Origin of the sequence: Methylobacterium amylolyticum (assembly GCF_030700245.1) — a bacterium.
Classification (GTDB): domain Bacteria; phylum Pseudomonadota; class Alphaproteobacteria; order Rhizobiales; family Beijerinckiaceae; genus Methylobacterium.
On the sequence record NZ_JAUYZI010000010.1, the window covers coordinates 107,512 to 121,566 of the forward strand.

13 protein-coding genes are annotated in these 14,055 nt (G+C 70.5%); 8 read left to right on the forward strand and 5 right to left on the reverse strand.

Features of this window, described 5'->3' with window-relative positions:
- The first annotated feature begins 74 nt into the window (after window positions 1-74).
- Together Q8W71_RS09810 and Q8W71_RS09815 are read left to right on the forward strand one after the other, a co-directional pair.
- Complete coding sequence (locus tag Q8W71_RS09810) at window positions 75-1,400, forward strand: Nramp family divalent metal transporter (RefSeq protein ID WP_305525169.1); 1,326 nt, start codon at window positions 75-77, stop codon at window positions 1,398-1,400.
- 202 nt (window positions 1,401-1,602) lie between these two features.
- Window positions 1,603-2,907 carry a hypothetical protein gene (locus Q8W71_RS09815; RefSeq protein WP_305525170.1) on the forward strand — a complete coding sequence of 435 codons (1,305 nt, stop codon included), beginning with the start codon at window positions 1,603-1,605 and terminating at the stop codon, window positions 2,905-2,907.
- A 274-nt stretch (window positions 2,908-3,181) separates the two neighbouring features.
- Here the strand turns inward: Q8W71_RS09815 and Q8W71_RS09820 are convergent, their stop codons facing one another.
- Window positions 3,182-4,870, reverse strand: a complete 1,689-nt coding sequence (locus tag Q8W71_RS09820; RefSeq protein ID WP_305525171.1) for a thiamine pyrophosphate-binding protein — start codon at window positions 4,868-4,870, stop codon at window positions 3,182-3,184.
- Window positions 4,871-4,995: 125 nt separating this feature from the next.
- Window positions 4,996-5,880, reverse strand: coding sequence for a LysR family transcriptional regulator (locus Q8W71_RS09825; protein WP_305525172.1), 885 nt, complete (start codon window positions 5,878-5,880; stop codon window positions 4,996-4,998).
- A gap of 1,014 nt (window positions 5,881-6,894) precedes the next feature.
- Here Q8W71_RS09825 and Q8W71_RS09830 point away from each other — a divergent pair.
- From Q8W71_RS09830 to Q8W71_RS09845, 4 genes are all read left to right on the forward strand, one after another.
- Window positions 6,895-7,029, forward strand: a complete 135-nt coding sequence (locus tag Q8W71_RS09830) for a hypothetical protein (protein WP_305525173.1) — start codon at window positions 6,895-6,897, stop codon at window positions 7,027-7,029.
- Window positions 7,030-7,054: 25 nt separating this feature from the next.
- Window positions 7,055-8,083: a histone deacetylase family protein gene (locus tag Q8W71_RS09835; RefSeq protein WP_305525174.1), complete on the forward strand. Its 1,029-nt coding sequence runs from the start codon at window positions 7,055-7,057 to the stop codon at window positions 8,081-8,083.
- Window positions 8,084-8,843: 760 nt separating this feature from the next.
- Entirely contained in the window at window positions 8,844-10,082 is a 1,239-nt protein-coding gene (locus Q8W71_RS09840; RefSeq protein ID WP_305525175.1) for a CaiB/BaiF CoA transferase family protein, read from the forward strand.
- Entirely contained in the window at window positions 10,079-10,996 is a 918-nt protein-coding gene (locus Q8W71_RS09845; protein WP_305525176.1) for a hydroxymethylglutaryl-CoA lyase, read from the forward strand. The genes Q8W71_RS09840 and Q8W71_RS09845 overlap by 4 nt, the downstream gene beginning before the upstream one ends.
- A gap of 172 nt (window positions 10,997-11,168) precedes the next feature.
- On the opposite strand, the gene Q8W71_RS09850 is transcribed toward Q8W71_RS09845, so the two are convergent.
- Window positions 11,169-11,378: a hypothetical protein gene (locus tag Q8W71_RS09850; RefSeq protein WP_305525177.1), complete on the reverse strand. Its 210-nt coding sequence runs from the start codon at window positions 11,376-11,378 to the stop codon at window positions 11,169-11,171.
- A 218-nt stretch (window positions 11,379-11,596) separates the two neighbouring features.
- Between Q8W71_RS09850 and fae the strand changes: the two genes are divergently transcribed.
- A complete protein-coding gene (gene fae / locus Q8W71_RS09855) occupies window positions 11,597-12,163 on the forward strand; it encodes a formaldehyde-activating enzyme (protein WP_305525178.1) in 567 nt (188 codons plus the stop codon).
- Here the strand turns inward: fae and Q8W71_RS09860 are convergent.
- Window positions 12,157-12,804: a Uma2 family endonuclease gene (locus Q8W71_RS09860; protein ID WP_305525179.1), complete on the reverse strand. Its 648-nt coding sequence runs from the start codon at window positions 12,802-12,804 to the stop codon at window positions 12,157-12,159. The two genes, fae and Q8W71_RS09860, sit on opposite strands and share 7 nt — an antisense overlap.
- Before the next feature lie 74 nt (window positions 12,805-12,878).
- A complete protein-coding gene (locus Q8W71_RS09865) occupies window positions 12,879-13,355 on the reverse strand; it encodes a hypothetical protein (RefSeq protein ID WP_370875378.1) in 477 nt (158 codons plus the stop codon).
- 520 nt (window positions 13,356-13,875) lie between these two features.
- Between Q8W71_RS09865 and Q8W71_RS09870 the strand changes: the two genes are divergently transcribed.
- Window positions 13,876-14,049 carry a hypothetical protein gene (locus Q8W71_RS09870; RefSeq protein WP_305525180.1) on the forward strand — a complete coding sequence of 58 codons (174 nt, stop codon included), beginning with the start codon at window positions 13,876-13,878 and terminating at the stop codon, window positions 14,047-14,049.
- Window positions 14,050-14,055: the final 6 nt, after the last annotated feature.

Genomic DNA, 14,055 nt, shown 5'->3' on the forward strand with positions numbered 1-14,055 from the left:
GCGGGCCCGCTCGCCCTTGCTGCGAGCCTCGGCTCTGTCGTATAGCCCAGGCTATACAGGCCGGGACGGGATCGATGGCGTCGGGGCAGCTCGCAACGGACGGGAAGGCGGCGCGCGGCGGCTTGAGCCGGGCGACGGAACGGGGCATCCGCGACGCCCTCGACGGGCGGCCCGGCGGCCGGGCGCGGTTCCTGCTGTTCGTGGGGCCGGCGGTCACCGCCTCGATCGCCTACATGGACCCCGGCAACTTCGCCACGAACATCCAGGCCGGGGCCCGCTACGGCTACGGCCTGCTCTGGGTGGTGCTGCTCGCCAACCTGACGGCGATGCTGTTCCAGGCCCTGTCGGCCAAGCTCGGCATCGTCACGGGCAAGAACCTCGCGGAGGTGTGCCGCGACGAGGTCCCGCGCCCGGCGCGGCTGGCGATGTGGGGCGTCAGCGAGGTCGCGGCGATGGCCACCGACCTCGCCGAGTTCCTGGGCGGGGCGATCGGCCTGTCGCTGCTCACCGGCATGCCGCTGATGGCGGGGATGGTCGTCACGGCGGTGGTCACCTACGCGATCCTGCTGCTGGAGAACCGGGGGTTCCGGCCCCTGGAGATCGCAATCGGCGCGATGGTCGGCACGATCGGCCTCTGCTACGTGGTCGAATTGCTGATCGCCCCCGTGGCCTGGGCGGAGGCCGCCCGGGGCCTCGTCACCCCGCGGATCCCGGACGCGCAGGCGCTGACCATCGCGGTGGGCATCATCGGCGCCACGGTGATGCCGCACGCCCTGTTCCTGCACTCGGGGCTGACGCAGGGGCGGGGCTCGCCGCGCAGCGAGGCCGACCGGCGCCTGCTGGTGCGCTACTCGAACCGCGAGGTGGTGGTTGCGCTGGCGCTCGCCGGGCTCGTCAACATGGCGATGGTGATCATGGCGGCTGCCGCCTTCCACGTCGGCCACAGCGAGATCGCCGAGATCGGCGAGGCCTACCGCACGCTCACCCCCCTGCTCGGCCCCGCCGCGGGGGCGGCCTTCCTCGTGTCTCTGCTGGTCTCCGGGGTGTCCTCCTCGGTGGTCGGCACGCTCGCCGGGCAGATGGTGATGCAGGGCTTCACCGGCTGGCGCATCCCGCTGATCGTGCGCCGCCTCGTGACCATGCTCCCGGCCTTCGCCGTGGTGGCGGCCGGCGTCGACCCGACCCAGGCGCTGGTGCTGAGCCAGGTGGTGCTGTCGCTGGCGCTCCCCGTGCCGATGATCGCCCTCGTCGCGTTCACCCGCCGGCCCGACCTGATGGGGCCCTTCGCCAACGGCCCGTGGACGCAGGCCGCGGCCCTGGCCGGGGCCGCCGTGGTGCTCGCCCTCAACCTCGTGCTGCTGGCGGCGGCCTTCGGTCTGCCCGTGCCGGGGCTGGAGTGAGGGCCGCGCGGCACTCTGCGCAGTCCCGACCATCGCCACTCTACCTGGCTGCCCAGCCCAATGGAGGATCAAAGTCTTCCATCAAGTCACGTAAGAATAAATTCTTTTTCTTGCGCTGATGACGCAACCGTTAGGGACAGCGCCGGCGCGAAGCTTGACGTGGCTAATTGCTTAGGTTGTCTTTGCCGGACACCCTGCAATCATGGCGAGCGTGATGTCAGCCGCAGCTTCTGAAATGGACCTCGGAGCTTGCAAGAAACGCTTCGAACAATTTTTGAAAGCAAATCCGAATTCCGAAATTCAAATACTTGATGATACTGCGCACGGAAAAACACTGAGATTAATGCGGCCTTGGAATGATCCTTCCCTTGCCGTCGTATTGCCGCAAGAATATTCAGCATTAGCGCAGGCAATTAATAATTTAATCCTTCCGGAGCGTCTTTCTGCCATATACCATATCGACCTGAAAAAATTGGAATTTATATTTAGCGCTTTCCCTTTGGGTAACGATTTAGTTGATTTGTCTAGTAGGACTTTCAATTTCTATCATCGCGGATCAGATTATGAGTGTGGTTTTGGGACAGCAAGTCCGAGACTAACGATGCTTGCGAGATATACATTCCCAGTAGGTCAATCTCTTACTCAGTATCGAAACATATTGTCGTTTCACATCAAGGAGAATAAAGAAGAGAAAGCTACATATCAAAATCTTGGGCTGGAATTTGGTGATAGTATGTGTTTTTGGATCAAAGACATCGATTGGGAGGAAGATTTTATTCTATCGATGGTAAGGGAACTAAATTTCTATATGAGATATTTTGACAACATATCTCCATTAATCCAAATTCACTCTCCGAAAATTGGAAACGCCGAGTTCGTTGATCGACCAAGATTCAAGGAAATTCTTTTTCCAAAGAAAATTTCCTCAAGAGAACTTGATGAACACCTCTTACGGTTTTGGTCAGCCTCCCTTTCCGGAGACCCCGCAAATCGTTTTTTGTATGCCTATCGATTGATTGAGTACGCCGCGGTACTATATCTTGAAAGAGGCTCTAAAGATAAAATTCGTCGCATTGTTGGATCCCCTTCTGCTTTAAATAACATTGATAAACTCACAGAAGATGTTCTTCTTGTAATACAAGGGAATACTATGGATGCATATGCCAGACTTGAGAGCCTTATTAAGGACGTAGTCACTGAAGAAGTGATTTGGGACGAACTTAACCGAAATCCATCCGCCTTCAATCAACAAACTTCATTCGATGGAGGGTTCACAATTGAACCTGTTATTAAGGGCGCTAAGGACGCCAAGTCGTTTGGCGTAAATGGCATCACCACTCTGGCAAAAAGACTGAAGGATATACGCAACGCTCTCGCGCATGGCCGAGATCAACGGTCTACCTTGCCGCTCACACCAACGAGCAACAACCTTGAGCGTTTGCAGCCTTGGGCTGCCATCATTCAGTTCATCGCTGCTGAGGTTATCATTTATCGCAACCAAGGGTAGGTTGTTGACCATGTCGTGGCTTTGTGATTCACGTGGCGATCACACGGGTTGAAGTGAAGGGATGCGTTAACCATTTTGGTGAAACGTCGCTCATGCCAACGGGAGACAAATGATGGAAATCGTAGGTTAATCCGCTGGTTAGATGCTAACGCACCTTTCGCCGCCCGTAAGGGCGGCGATTGTGTTTGGAGCCTTTGATGGGCTCAAGACGAGTTACTGTCGGCCGTGAAGGGACGGATCTACTTCAATATTTCAAAGCTTGAGGTGCCGCCCATCACGTCGCCCGCACCACCACCTCCACGAGGTTGGCCTTGCCCGACCGGATCCCGGCCTCGATCGCCGGGGCGATGTCGCCGGCGCGGGTCACCCGCCGCGCCTCCACCCCCATCGAGGCGGCCAGCGCCGGGAAGTCGACCGCCGGGTCGGTGAGGTCCATGGCGATGAAGCGGTTGGCGCGCACCGAGGCGTAGTGCGCCTGGCCCTTCATGTAGGTCTTCAGGATGTTGTACTCGGCGTTGTTGATCACCACGAAGGTGACCGGCAGTTTCTCGTGCGCGGCTGTCCAGAGCGCCTGGGGCGAGTACATCGCGGCGCCGTCGCCGACCACGCAGACGACCGGCGCCCGGTCGAGTCCCAGGGAAAAGCCGACCGAGGCCGGCATGCCCCAGCCGAGCACGCCGCCGCGCATCGCCGCGTACTGGTGGGTCGAGGGGCTGTCGAGGAAGGTGCGCAGGTGGGTCAGCGTCGCGGGCGCCTCGTCGATGATCGTCGTCTGGGCCCCCACCGCCCGGGCGACCTCCCGGGCGGCCACCAGCGGGGCGATCACCGGATCGGCGAAGGCGGCGTCGGCGGCCGCGTTGAGCCGGGCCCGGCGCTCGGCCTGCGCCGTCACCGCCTCGGCCCGCAGGCGCGCGTAGGCCTCGGCCCGGTCGGCGAGGCGGGGCGCCAGCAGCGGCAGCAGCGCGTCGAGGGAGGCGCGGATGTCGCCGACCGTCGAGAGGCTGGTGGCGTAGGTGCGCCCGAGGTCGCGCACGTCCGCCGAGAGCTGGAACACCTCCGTGCCCGCCGGCACCGCCGACCCTTCCGTGTAGAGCACGGTGATCAGCGACTTGCCGCCGAGCGCGAACACCGCGTCGTAGCGCCCGAGGATCGCGGCGATGCCGTCGGCCCGGGTCGGCAGGTTGCCGGCCCAGAGCGGGTGGGCGGTGGGGAACGGGATGTGGGCCGGCCAGGACGAGCCGTAGACGGGGGCCGCGAGCAGGTCGGCCACCGCCACCGTCTGCGCCGCGGCGTCGGAGGAATCGATCTCGTCGCCCGCGATCAGCGCGAGCCGCCCCGGCGCGACGGCGGCGAGCTTGTCGGCCAGCCGGTCGAGGGAGCCCGCCACCGCCCGCTGGTCGATGGTCGAGGTCTCGCCGGCGGGCACGCCGGTCATCGCCTCCATCACGTCCATCGGCAGCGACAGGAACACCGGGCCGGAGGGCGCGGCGGCGCAGTCGTGGAAGGCGCGGCGCAGCAGCACCGGGATCTGGTCCGGGCTCGTCACCTCCCGGGCCCACTTCATCACCGGGTCGGCGATGGCCACGAGGTCGCCCATCAGGAGCGGGTCGGTGAGCGCGTGGCGCAGGTCCTGCTGGCCGGCGGTGACGACGAGCGGCGTGCCGGACACCTGGGAGTTGACCAGCCCGCCCATGCCGTGGCCGAGGCCGCCCGCCGTGTGCAGGTTGAGGAAGGCCGGCCGCCGCGCGCCCTGCGCGTAGCCGTCGGCCATCGCCACCGCGGTCGCCTCCTGGAGCGCCAGCACGTAGGCGATGTCGTGCGCCTCGGTCAGGGCGTCGATCAGCGGCAACTCGGTGGTGCCGGGGTTGCCGAAGATGTAGCGCACCCCCTCCGAGCGCAGCACCTCGACGAGCAGGTCTGCGCCGCGGCGGCGGCCTGCGGCTTCCACGGTCTCGACAGTCATGCGGCCCTCGCTCTGTGCAGGCGACAGGCTAAGCCGGTTCGCACCGGCCTGCCAACGCTCGGCGCGCGCCCGCGCCCGGTTTGTCCCCCTCCGCGAGCCCGGGTCCGCGAGCCCGGGCACGGCGCTCACGCCCGCAACTGGGCGACGAAGGCGCGCACGAACGGCGGCAGGCCGTCGAGGTCGCGCAGGCACAGGGTCAGGTCGCGGCGCGCCCAGGGGTCGGCGAGCGGCACCACGGCGAGGGCGAGCGCCCGGGCGGCGCGGGCGGCGGCGCTCTCGGGCAGGATCGCGAGGCCGACCCGGGCCTCGACGAGGCGGCAGACGGCGTCGAAGCCGCGCAACTGCACCCGCAGCCGCATCGCCCGGCCCGCCCGGGCGGCCTGCGCGGCGAGGAAGCGGCTGATGGCGCTGCGGCGGTCGAGACCGACGAGGTCGTGGGCCAGCACCTCGGCGAAGGGGATGGCGTCGCGCCCGGCGAGGGGGTGGTCGCGGGCGGCCACCAGCACGAACCGGTCCTCCCGGAACGGGAAGGTCGCGAGCGCGCCCGTGTCGACGGTGCCCGAGAGGATGCCGAGGTCGGCCGCGCCCTCGGCCACCAGCCCGACGATCTCGTCGGAGGTGCGCTCGTCGATCTCCACGGCGATGCCGGGATGGGCGGCGAGGTAGGCCGAGAGCACCTCGGGCAGGAATTCGGTGAGCGCGTTGGTGTTGGCGAGCACCCGGATCTGGCCGGCGGCGCCGCCGGAATAGGCCGCCATCTCCTCGCGCAGGCGCTCGACATCCGCGAGGATCCCGCGGGCGTGGCCGAGCAGCGCCCGGCCCGCCGCGGTCGGGCTCACCCCCTGCCGGCCGCGGGTGAGGAGGGGGGCGCCCAGCGTCTCCTCCATCCCCCGGATCCGGGCCGAGGCCGCCGCCAGCGCCAGATGCGCCCGCTCCGCCCCGTGGGTGATCGAGCCGGCCTCGACCACGTGCCGGAACAGGCCGAGATCGACGAGGTCGAAGCGGATCATGCGTCCTCCCGCGGTGCCGGATCCTGCCGACCGAGGCCTTCGGCCGTTGCCGTCCTACCAGATCCCCTCATAGCGTTTCCGTCCGAACCATGCGGGGATCCGGGCCCACGCCGTCATCGCGAGCGAAGCGACGCGACCCAGGGCAGCGCGCGGTTTGAGACGTTGGCGCCGCTGGGTCGCTTCGCTCCGCTCGCAAAGACGGAGAGAGCCGCGCCCGAAGCGCTCAACAGGAAACAGGATCGGGTTCTTTCGAGTCGGCCGGCGTTGCGCCGCGGCCCGCCCTCCGGACACGCGTTCGCGCCCCCACCCGCTTGCGCGCCGGGGACATGGCCCAAGAAAACGCAACACACGCGGAACAGGGGACGCGGGACGCCGCGGGAGCCCTGGTCGTGTGACACACGCGGAAGCCGGCCCCCGCGGCGCCCCGTGGCCGACAGCCCCCGTCACCGGAGCCGCCGGCCATCTTGTCGTCGCGGTGTCTTCCAGCCCGCCCGGTCTACGCCCGCACGTGAGCGGTCTCGGCCAGGGCGCCCGGCCCGGGGGGAACATCGCTGCTCCCCCGGCTCGCGCCCCCGGAACCCGCATCGTCGCTGGGGCTTTGCAGCCCGGCCCGTGCCCGTAGTGGCATGCGGGCCCGCAGTCTTACCTCAGGATCGGCCCAGGATGGGGTCCGGGCGCGGCTCATTTGGTGCCGCGCCGGGCGCGCACGCCCTGCCTCCATGCCCGCACCCGAGCCGTCCCGCACCGGACGCGCCGCCCGGGTGGCCGGCTGACTGTCGCCGAACCCCGCGGGCACCGCCCCGCCGCCCAAACCCGCGCTCAGTCCAGCGCGGATCCCTGCTGGACGCTGTCGGGATCGCTCCCTCGGCGCCGGGCGGCAGGTGACGGATAATGAGCATGGAAAAGGAAAAAAGTCAAGAGAAATCCGGCGCCCGGCGCCGTCACGCCGTCGAGGCGCCGGCGTGAACCCATCCCCGTCTCAGCAGTTGTTACGCAGATCGTGGGAGCCCGACCATGCGCGCCAAGTGGATGACCCTGCCGGAACTCGCCCTCGACCGGCACATCTCGCTGGCCGAGGCGCAGCGCCTCGTGGAGGCGGCCCGGTGCCCGAAGGTGTTCCGGGCCGACGGCACGGTCTACCTGATCTGAGCCCCGGGACCCGTCCGGGCCGGCCGTGCGCGTCGTCCACCACGCCGAGTCCGGGCGGCACGACCCCGCGACCTACCTGCGCCGCGGCGCGCCGATCCCGCATCCCGAGCAGGCGTCGCGCTACGCGATCCTGCGCGACGCGGCGGCGGCGGCCGGGCACGGCCTCGTCGCGGCCGCCGACCACGGACCCGAGCCGCTGCGCGCCGTGCACGATTCCGGCTACCTCGCATTCCTGGAAGGGGCCTGGGACCGGCGGGGGGAGATCGGGCTCGGCGACGCCGACGAGATCCTGACCGGCTCCTTCGCCCGGCCGCAGATGCACCGCCGGCCGGCGGGGCTGCTGGGGCTGGTCGGCTACCACACCGCCGACCTGTCGACCCCGATCCGCGCCGGCACCTGGGCGGCGGTCCACGGGTCGGCGCAGGCGGCGATCGGCGCCGCCGACGCGGCGCTCGCCGAGGGCCACGCCTACGCCCTGAGCCGCCCGCCCGGCCACCACGCCTACGCCGACTCGGCCGGGGGCTTCTGCTTCCTCAACAACAGCGCGGTCGCCGCCGAGCGGATGCGGCGGGCGACCGGCGGGCCGGTGGCGGTGCTCGACATCGACGTGCACCACGGCAACGGCACGCAGGGTATTTTTTACGACTCCGGCGACGTGCTGACCGTCTCGGTCCACGCCGACCCGGGCGACTACTTTCCGTTCTACGCGGGCTACGCCGACGAGACGGGGGCGGGCGCCGGGGCGGGCCACAACCTCAACCTGCCGCTGCCGCACGGCTCCGGCGACGGGCCGTGGCTCGACGCGATCGCGGCGGGGCTCGCGCGGGTCGCGGCGTTCCGGCCGCGGGCGCTGGTGGTGGCGCTCGGCCTCGACGCGGCGGCCGAGGACCCGCTCGGCGCGCTCGCCGTCACCCGGGCCGGCTTCGGCGCGGCGGCGGAGCGGATCGCCCGGGCGGGCCTGCCCACCGCCCTGGTGCAGGAGGGCGGCTACCTCTGCGACGCGCTGCCGGGCAACCTCACCGCCTTCCTCGGGGCCTTCGACGCCGCGCGCTGATTTTTTGGACTTGGCCCCGCTCTTCCGCGCCCGCGCCGTCATCGCGAGCCGCAGGCGAAGCGACCCCGGGGCAGCGCGCGCTCGCAGACCGTGGCGCGCCTGGATCGCTCCGCTCGCAAGGACGGTGAGACACCGTCCGCTCCGCCCGAACCGCGCATCACCCGTCCATCCCCGGCGCGGCCAAGCTCGACAGGGGCGGGGCGTCTGTCACCCGCCCGGCCTTCCGCGCGGCCGGGCCTCCGCTACACCCCGGTCCGAGAGAACGGCGCCGGGCGCCGGGCGCCGGTTCGGCGCGCCGAGGAACAGGCGCGACACGAGGAGGACGCGGCCCGGTGGCCCTGAACCCGACGCAGAGGCTCGTCCGGTCCCATCGCGCCCAGCGCGACCTCACCCCCGGGGCCGAGATCGCCCCGAGGATCGACCGCGATCTCGTCCAGGACGACCACCTCGACGCCGGCGAGCCCATGTTCGCGCCCATGTTCGCGCCCATGTCTGAGCCCATGTCTGAGCCCATGCTCCTGCCCGTTGTCCCTGCGCTGGGCCTGCCGCCGGGTCCTGAGACCCGCCCCGTCGTTCCGGGGATCGCCGCAGGCGAGAGCCCGGAACCCAGAGCCGCCGCGGCACGCCGAACGCGGGGGCCGGGTCCCGCCTCGGCCTGGACCGGGCGCGACTCTGGATTCCGGGCTCCGCTGCGCGGCCCCGGAATGACGATGGCGCGGGTGCGCACAGTCCGTCTCGCTTCTCCAGGGGGTTCGCAAACGTGAGCGATCAGTCCGAAAAGAAATCGCACGGGCCGCTGACCGGCATGCGCGTGCTGGAACTCGGCCACTTCGTCGCCGCGCCGTTCGGGGCGCGGCTGCTCGCCGATCTCGGCGCCGAGGTGATCAAGGTCGAGGCGCCCGGCGGCGATCCGGTGCGGCAATGGGGCCGGCAGGTCGAGGGGGCGGGCGCGCCCTGGACCTCGATGCACCAGCGCAACAAGCAGAGCCTCGTGCTCAACCTCAAGGACACGCGCGCGGTCGAGATCGTCCTGAAGCTCGTGGCCACCTGCGACGCGGTGATCGAGAACTTCCGCCCCGGGCAGCTCGCCAGGATGGGGCTCGGGCGCGAGGCGATGGAGCGGGCCCGGCCCGGCATCGTCATCGCCCGGATCTCCGGCTACGGCCAGGACGGGCTCTACCGCGACCGGGCCGCCTTCGGGGTGATCGGCGAGGCGATCGGCGGCCTGCGCTACCTCACCAACCACCCGCCGAGCCTCACCGACCTGCCGCCCGCGCGGGTCGGCGTCTCGATCGGCGACTCGATCGCCGGCCTCTACGCCGCCTTCGGCATCGTCGCCGGCCTGTGGGCGCGGGACCGCAAGGACGGGGGCGACGGCCGCGGGCGCGTGGTCGACGTGGCGCTGACCGAGGCGGTGCTGTCGATGATGGAGGGCATGCTGCCCGAGTACGGGGTGTTCGGCTCGACGCGCGAGCCGCAGGGCGCGCGCATCGCCACCGCCTCGCCGTCGAGCGCCTACCCGACCAGCGACAACAAGTGGATCCTGATCGCCGGCAACTCCAACCCCATCTTCGCCCGGCTCGCCGCGCTGATGGGGCGGCCGGAGCTCGCCACCGACCCGCGCTTCGCCGGCAACGCGGTGCGGGTGCAGAACGTCGAGGCGCTGGACGAGGCCATCGGCGCGTGGTCGGTCCGGCATACCGCCGCCGACCTCGACCGCATGCTGTCGGAGGCCGACGTGCCCTCGACCATCGCCTACACCGCCGCCGAGATCGCCGCCGACCCGCAGTTCCGCGCCCGCGGCATGGTCCGCGAGGTCGAGGACCCGGCCTTCGGCACGGTGCTGCACGCGGGCGTGGTGCCGCACGTGCCCGACGATCCCGGCGGCGTGCGCTGGGCCGGCCCGGCGGCCGGCGCCCACACCGACGCGATCCTCGCCGCGTGCGGGCTCGGGTCCGAAGAGATCGCCGGCCTGCGGGCCGAGGGAGTGGTGGCATGAGTGCGGTCGAGATCGTCGAGGTCGGCCCCCGGGACGGCTACCAGGGCATCGGCCCGTTCATCCCCACCGAGCGCAAGATCGCGCTCCTGGAGCAGCTCGCGGCGGCGGGGCTGAAGCGGATCGAGATCGGCTCGTTCGTCAGCGCCTCGGCCCTGCCGCAGATGCGCGACACCGCTGACGTCCTGGCGGCGTGCGCGCGCATGCCGGGGGTGGACCCGCAGGTGCTGGTGCCGAGCGAGCGGCGCGGGCGCGACGCGGTGGCGGCGGGCGCCCGCCACCTCGTCTTCGTGCTCTCGGTCTCCGAGGCGCACAACCGCAACAACGTCCGCCGCGCGCCGGACGAGTCGGCGGGGGAGTACGAGCGCCTGCTCGCGGCGGTGCCCGCCGACACCCGGATCCGCCTGGACCTCGCCACCGCGTTCGACTGCCCGTTCGAGGGCCGCATCCCCGAGGACAAGGCGCTGGCGCTGCTCGAACGCCTCGTGGCGGCCAAGCCCGACGCCGAGATCTGCCTGTGCGACACCACCGGCCGGGCCGACCCGGCCCACGTCGCGAGCCTGTTCGCGCGGGCGCGCGCCGCGTTCCCGCAGGCCGAGGCCTGGGCGCTGCACGCCCACGACACCTACGGGCTCGGGCTCGCCAACGTCCACGCCGCCTACCGCGAGGGGGTGACCGTGTTCGACGCCTCGTTCGCCGGCCTCGGCGGCTGCCCGTTCGCGCCCGGCGCCACCGGCAACGTCGCCACCGAGGATCTGGCCTGGATGTTCGCGCGGATGGGCGTCGCGACCGGGCTCGACCTCGACGCCCTGGTCGCGGTCGCCCGCGACGGCGCCGAGATCCCCGGCGGCCTGCCCGGCGGCCGGGTGCGGGCGGCGCTCAGCACAGGCGGCGGGGTCTGCGCGCCGACGACCTGAGGGCGGGGCGCAGGGGCCAGAGCATCGTCCCGAAAGGTGGTCACCGGCTTTCGGAAAAGATGATGCAAAGACAAAGGGATAGCGCATCGTCCTGGATCCGATATCCAGGACGATGCGCTATCCCCTCTGGCGGTCGCGATGACGGCGCGGGCGGTTCGGCCGGGACCGGGATTCAGCCGTCCGGCTTGGGAAAGGTCCGCTCGGCCGCGTCCCCCGCCGCCGCGAGCAGGGCCCGGGCGAAGGCGCGGGCTTCGGCCCGGTCGAGGACGATCGCGGCCGTGACCGGGCCGCCGCCGAGGTCGGCGAGGGCGAGTTCCAGCCGCACGCCCTCCGGCACCGGGCTCGCCTGCAGGCTCCAGCCCCCCTCTCCCGGCTCAGCCATCGCCGTTCCTCGCGCGCAGGACAGTCCTATCCGCGGGCCGCGGCACCGCGTCCCGTCCGAAGCAGGCCGGCCCGGAGCATGCCTGACCGGAGCATCCCTGCCCCGACGCCGCGCATTCCTCAAGGGCGCGCGCCGCCTCGTCCGCGGTTGACGGGGCGCGCGCGATGATGTCTCCCGCGCCCCGCGGCGCGCTGTGGCCGCAGGAGTCGGCGAGACCCATGCCCGAGACGACGATGCCCGAGACGACGCAAGAGATCTGGTTCCGCACGGGCGAGGCGACGGTGCTGGCGGCCGAGGGGCAGTACACCGACGCGATGCCCGAGGTGCTGATCGGCTCGACCCGGGGCCCCGTGGGGCAGGCCTTCGCCGCGATGATGGGGCAGGTGCAGGGCCACACCCGGATGTTCGTGGTGCGCGACCTCAACCAGCTCGTGCGCCCGGCCACGATGATGACCACCAAGGCCACGATCCATACGGCCGAATACGTCGAACTGCTCGGCGGCGTCGTCCAGGCGGCGACCGGCGACGCGATCGTCGACTGCATCATCGAGGGCATCCTGCCGCGGGACGGCCTCGACGACCTGTGCATGATCGTCATGATCTGGCTCGACCCGCGCTGCGCGGAGGACGAGAATCTCGACCGGAAGGACCTCTACCGGACGAACTACGAGGCGACGAAGCTCGCGATCGGCCGGGCGCTGCGGGGCGAGCCGACGGTGGACGAGCTGATCGCCAACCGCAAGACGGTGAAGCACTACGCGCTGGAGGACGTGATCGACTACTGATCCCGCGGCCGGGCGAGGGGGCGGGCGAGCGTGCGGGCGAGCGACGTGCGGGCGTAGAGCTCGGCGAGCCGGCACTCCAGGCCCGCGCAGGCGAGGACGAGGCGCGCGTCCGGGCCGGTCAGCCGGCGGCGCGACCAGCCGGCCCCGGACCGCTCCGAGACGGTCGCGTCGAAGGCGCGCGGCTCGACCAGCAGCACCGCCTCGCAGGCGGGGAGCGCCTCGTAGCCGGCCAGCTTGATCTCGATCTTCCGGCTGCCCTTCCCCGCGGGCCTGCGCCGATCGCTGGGCGAGACGATCTCCGCGGCGAGGTAGCAAGCAGAGGCCACGTTGCGCCCCGGCTCGATCTCGGCGAGATCGAGGACGGCGACATCGGGAACGTAGACGTGGCCTTCGAGCGCCGGCCGCAGGTCGACCGCCGGGTTCTGCATCGAGACCCGCGCCAGACCCAGACGTTCGATCCCGTCCGTGAGAAGACGGTCCAGGTTCCCCGCGATGATCTGATGATCGAAATTGGGCTGGGCCTGCACGATGAAGCGTCCCGCGATCAGTTCCCAGGTTTCCTCATCGGGTCGCGAGGCGATGAAGTCCTGGAAGCTCTGATGCAGATCGAGCGGCGCGAGCTCGGCTGCCAAGGCCGTCATGACCGGCTCCGTGCTGTGATGCGGCCAGGATCGGTCCGGCCGCCCTGCTCCGTCAAGCCGACTGCGACCGATTCCTACCCCGGCGGGATGCGCCCGACCGAGCACAGGGTGCGCAGGGTGCTGCTGGCGGGATCGGCGTAGCAGCTCGCCGACCAGCCGTTCTGCTGGATGAACGACTTGCGCCGCTCGGAGAGCGCCGTGCGGTAGGCGGCGGCGATGATCGGCTCCACCGTCGCGGCCGGCGCGCCGACGAGGATCTCGGAGGCGGTCGAGAGGTCGCGGAAGAAGGTCGCCGAGGGGGTCGGCTCGGCGGAGGTGGCCTGCACGATCGGCTCGGCCCGGCAGGTCACGTCGAACCGGATCGGGCCGGCCACGCGGATGTCGATGCTCGGCCCGGCGCGCCGCCCGGCCTTGCCGCCGATCGCCGCCGCGATCTGCCGGGCGAGGTCGTCGCAGGAATCCGCCCGCCCCGCCGCCGGCGGGAGGAGCAGGCAGAGGGCGAGGGCGAGGCAGGGAGCGGGGCTGGCGGCGGGGCGGTGAGGCAGGCGCATCGGGTCCCTCGGGGTCGGGCGGCACTCTAAGCAGGTTCGCGCCGGCACGCCCACGGTACACGATGCGGCGAGCCGAGGGGCGTTTCAAACCCTCGACCTCATCCTGAGGTGCCCGCGCGAGCGGGCCTCGAAGGAGACCTCCAGGGATCGCGCGGCCGGCTGGAGGGCTCCTTCGAGGCCTCCGCTGCGCTGCGGCACCTCAGGATGAGGGGGGTGGTGGGATCGGCCGACGCAAACGCCGAACTGTCGTGTACCGTGGGCACGCCAACGCGAACCTGCTTGGATCCTTGGTGGATCGCAGGTTTTCGACGCCGAACCGGCAACCACTTCGGCGAAACCTGCTCAGCCCGCCCCCGCGGCCTGTCGAGCGGCCGGTCACCGGGGCGGCCGCCGGGCCGGCCGCGGTGTCATGCGGCGGCGTCAGCCGGGGGTTGCAGACAGCGGCGGGGACGGCGCCCCGAACGGCCTTGCGCGCGCTCGCGCGGCGAGCCAGATCACCCGCCCGCACCAGGAGCGATGCATGGCCGACACCACCGAGCAGACGTATTACGGGCTGACCCTGTCCCAGCACCGGGAGCGCATCAAGAAGCTGGCGACCGAGCGCGGCCTGAGCGGCGACGTGCTGGAGCGCGTGGTCGCCCGGGCCGTCGACCTCATCCCGACCATCCGCGTCACCGAGCCGGCGCAGCGCTGAGGCCGT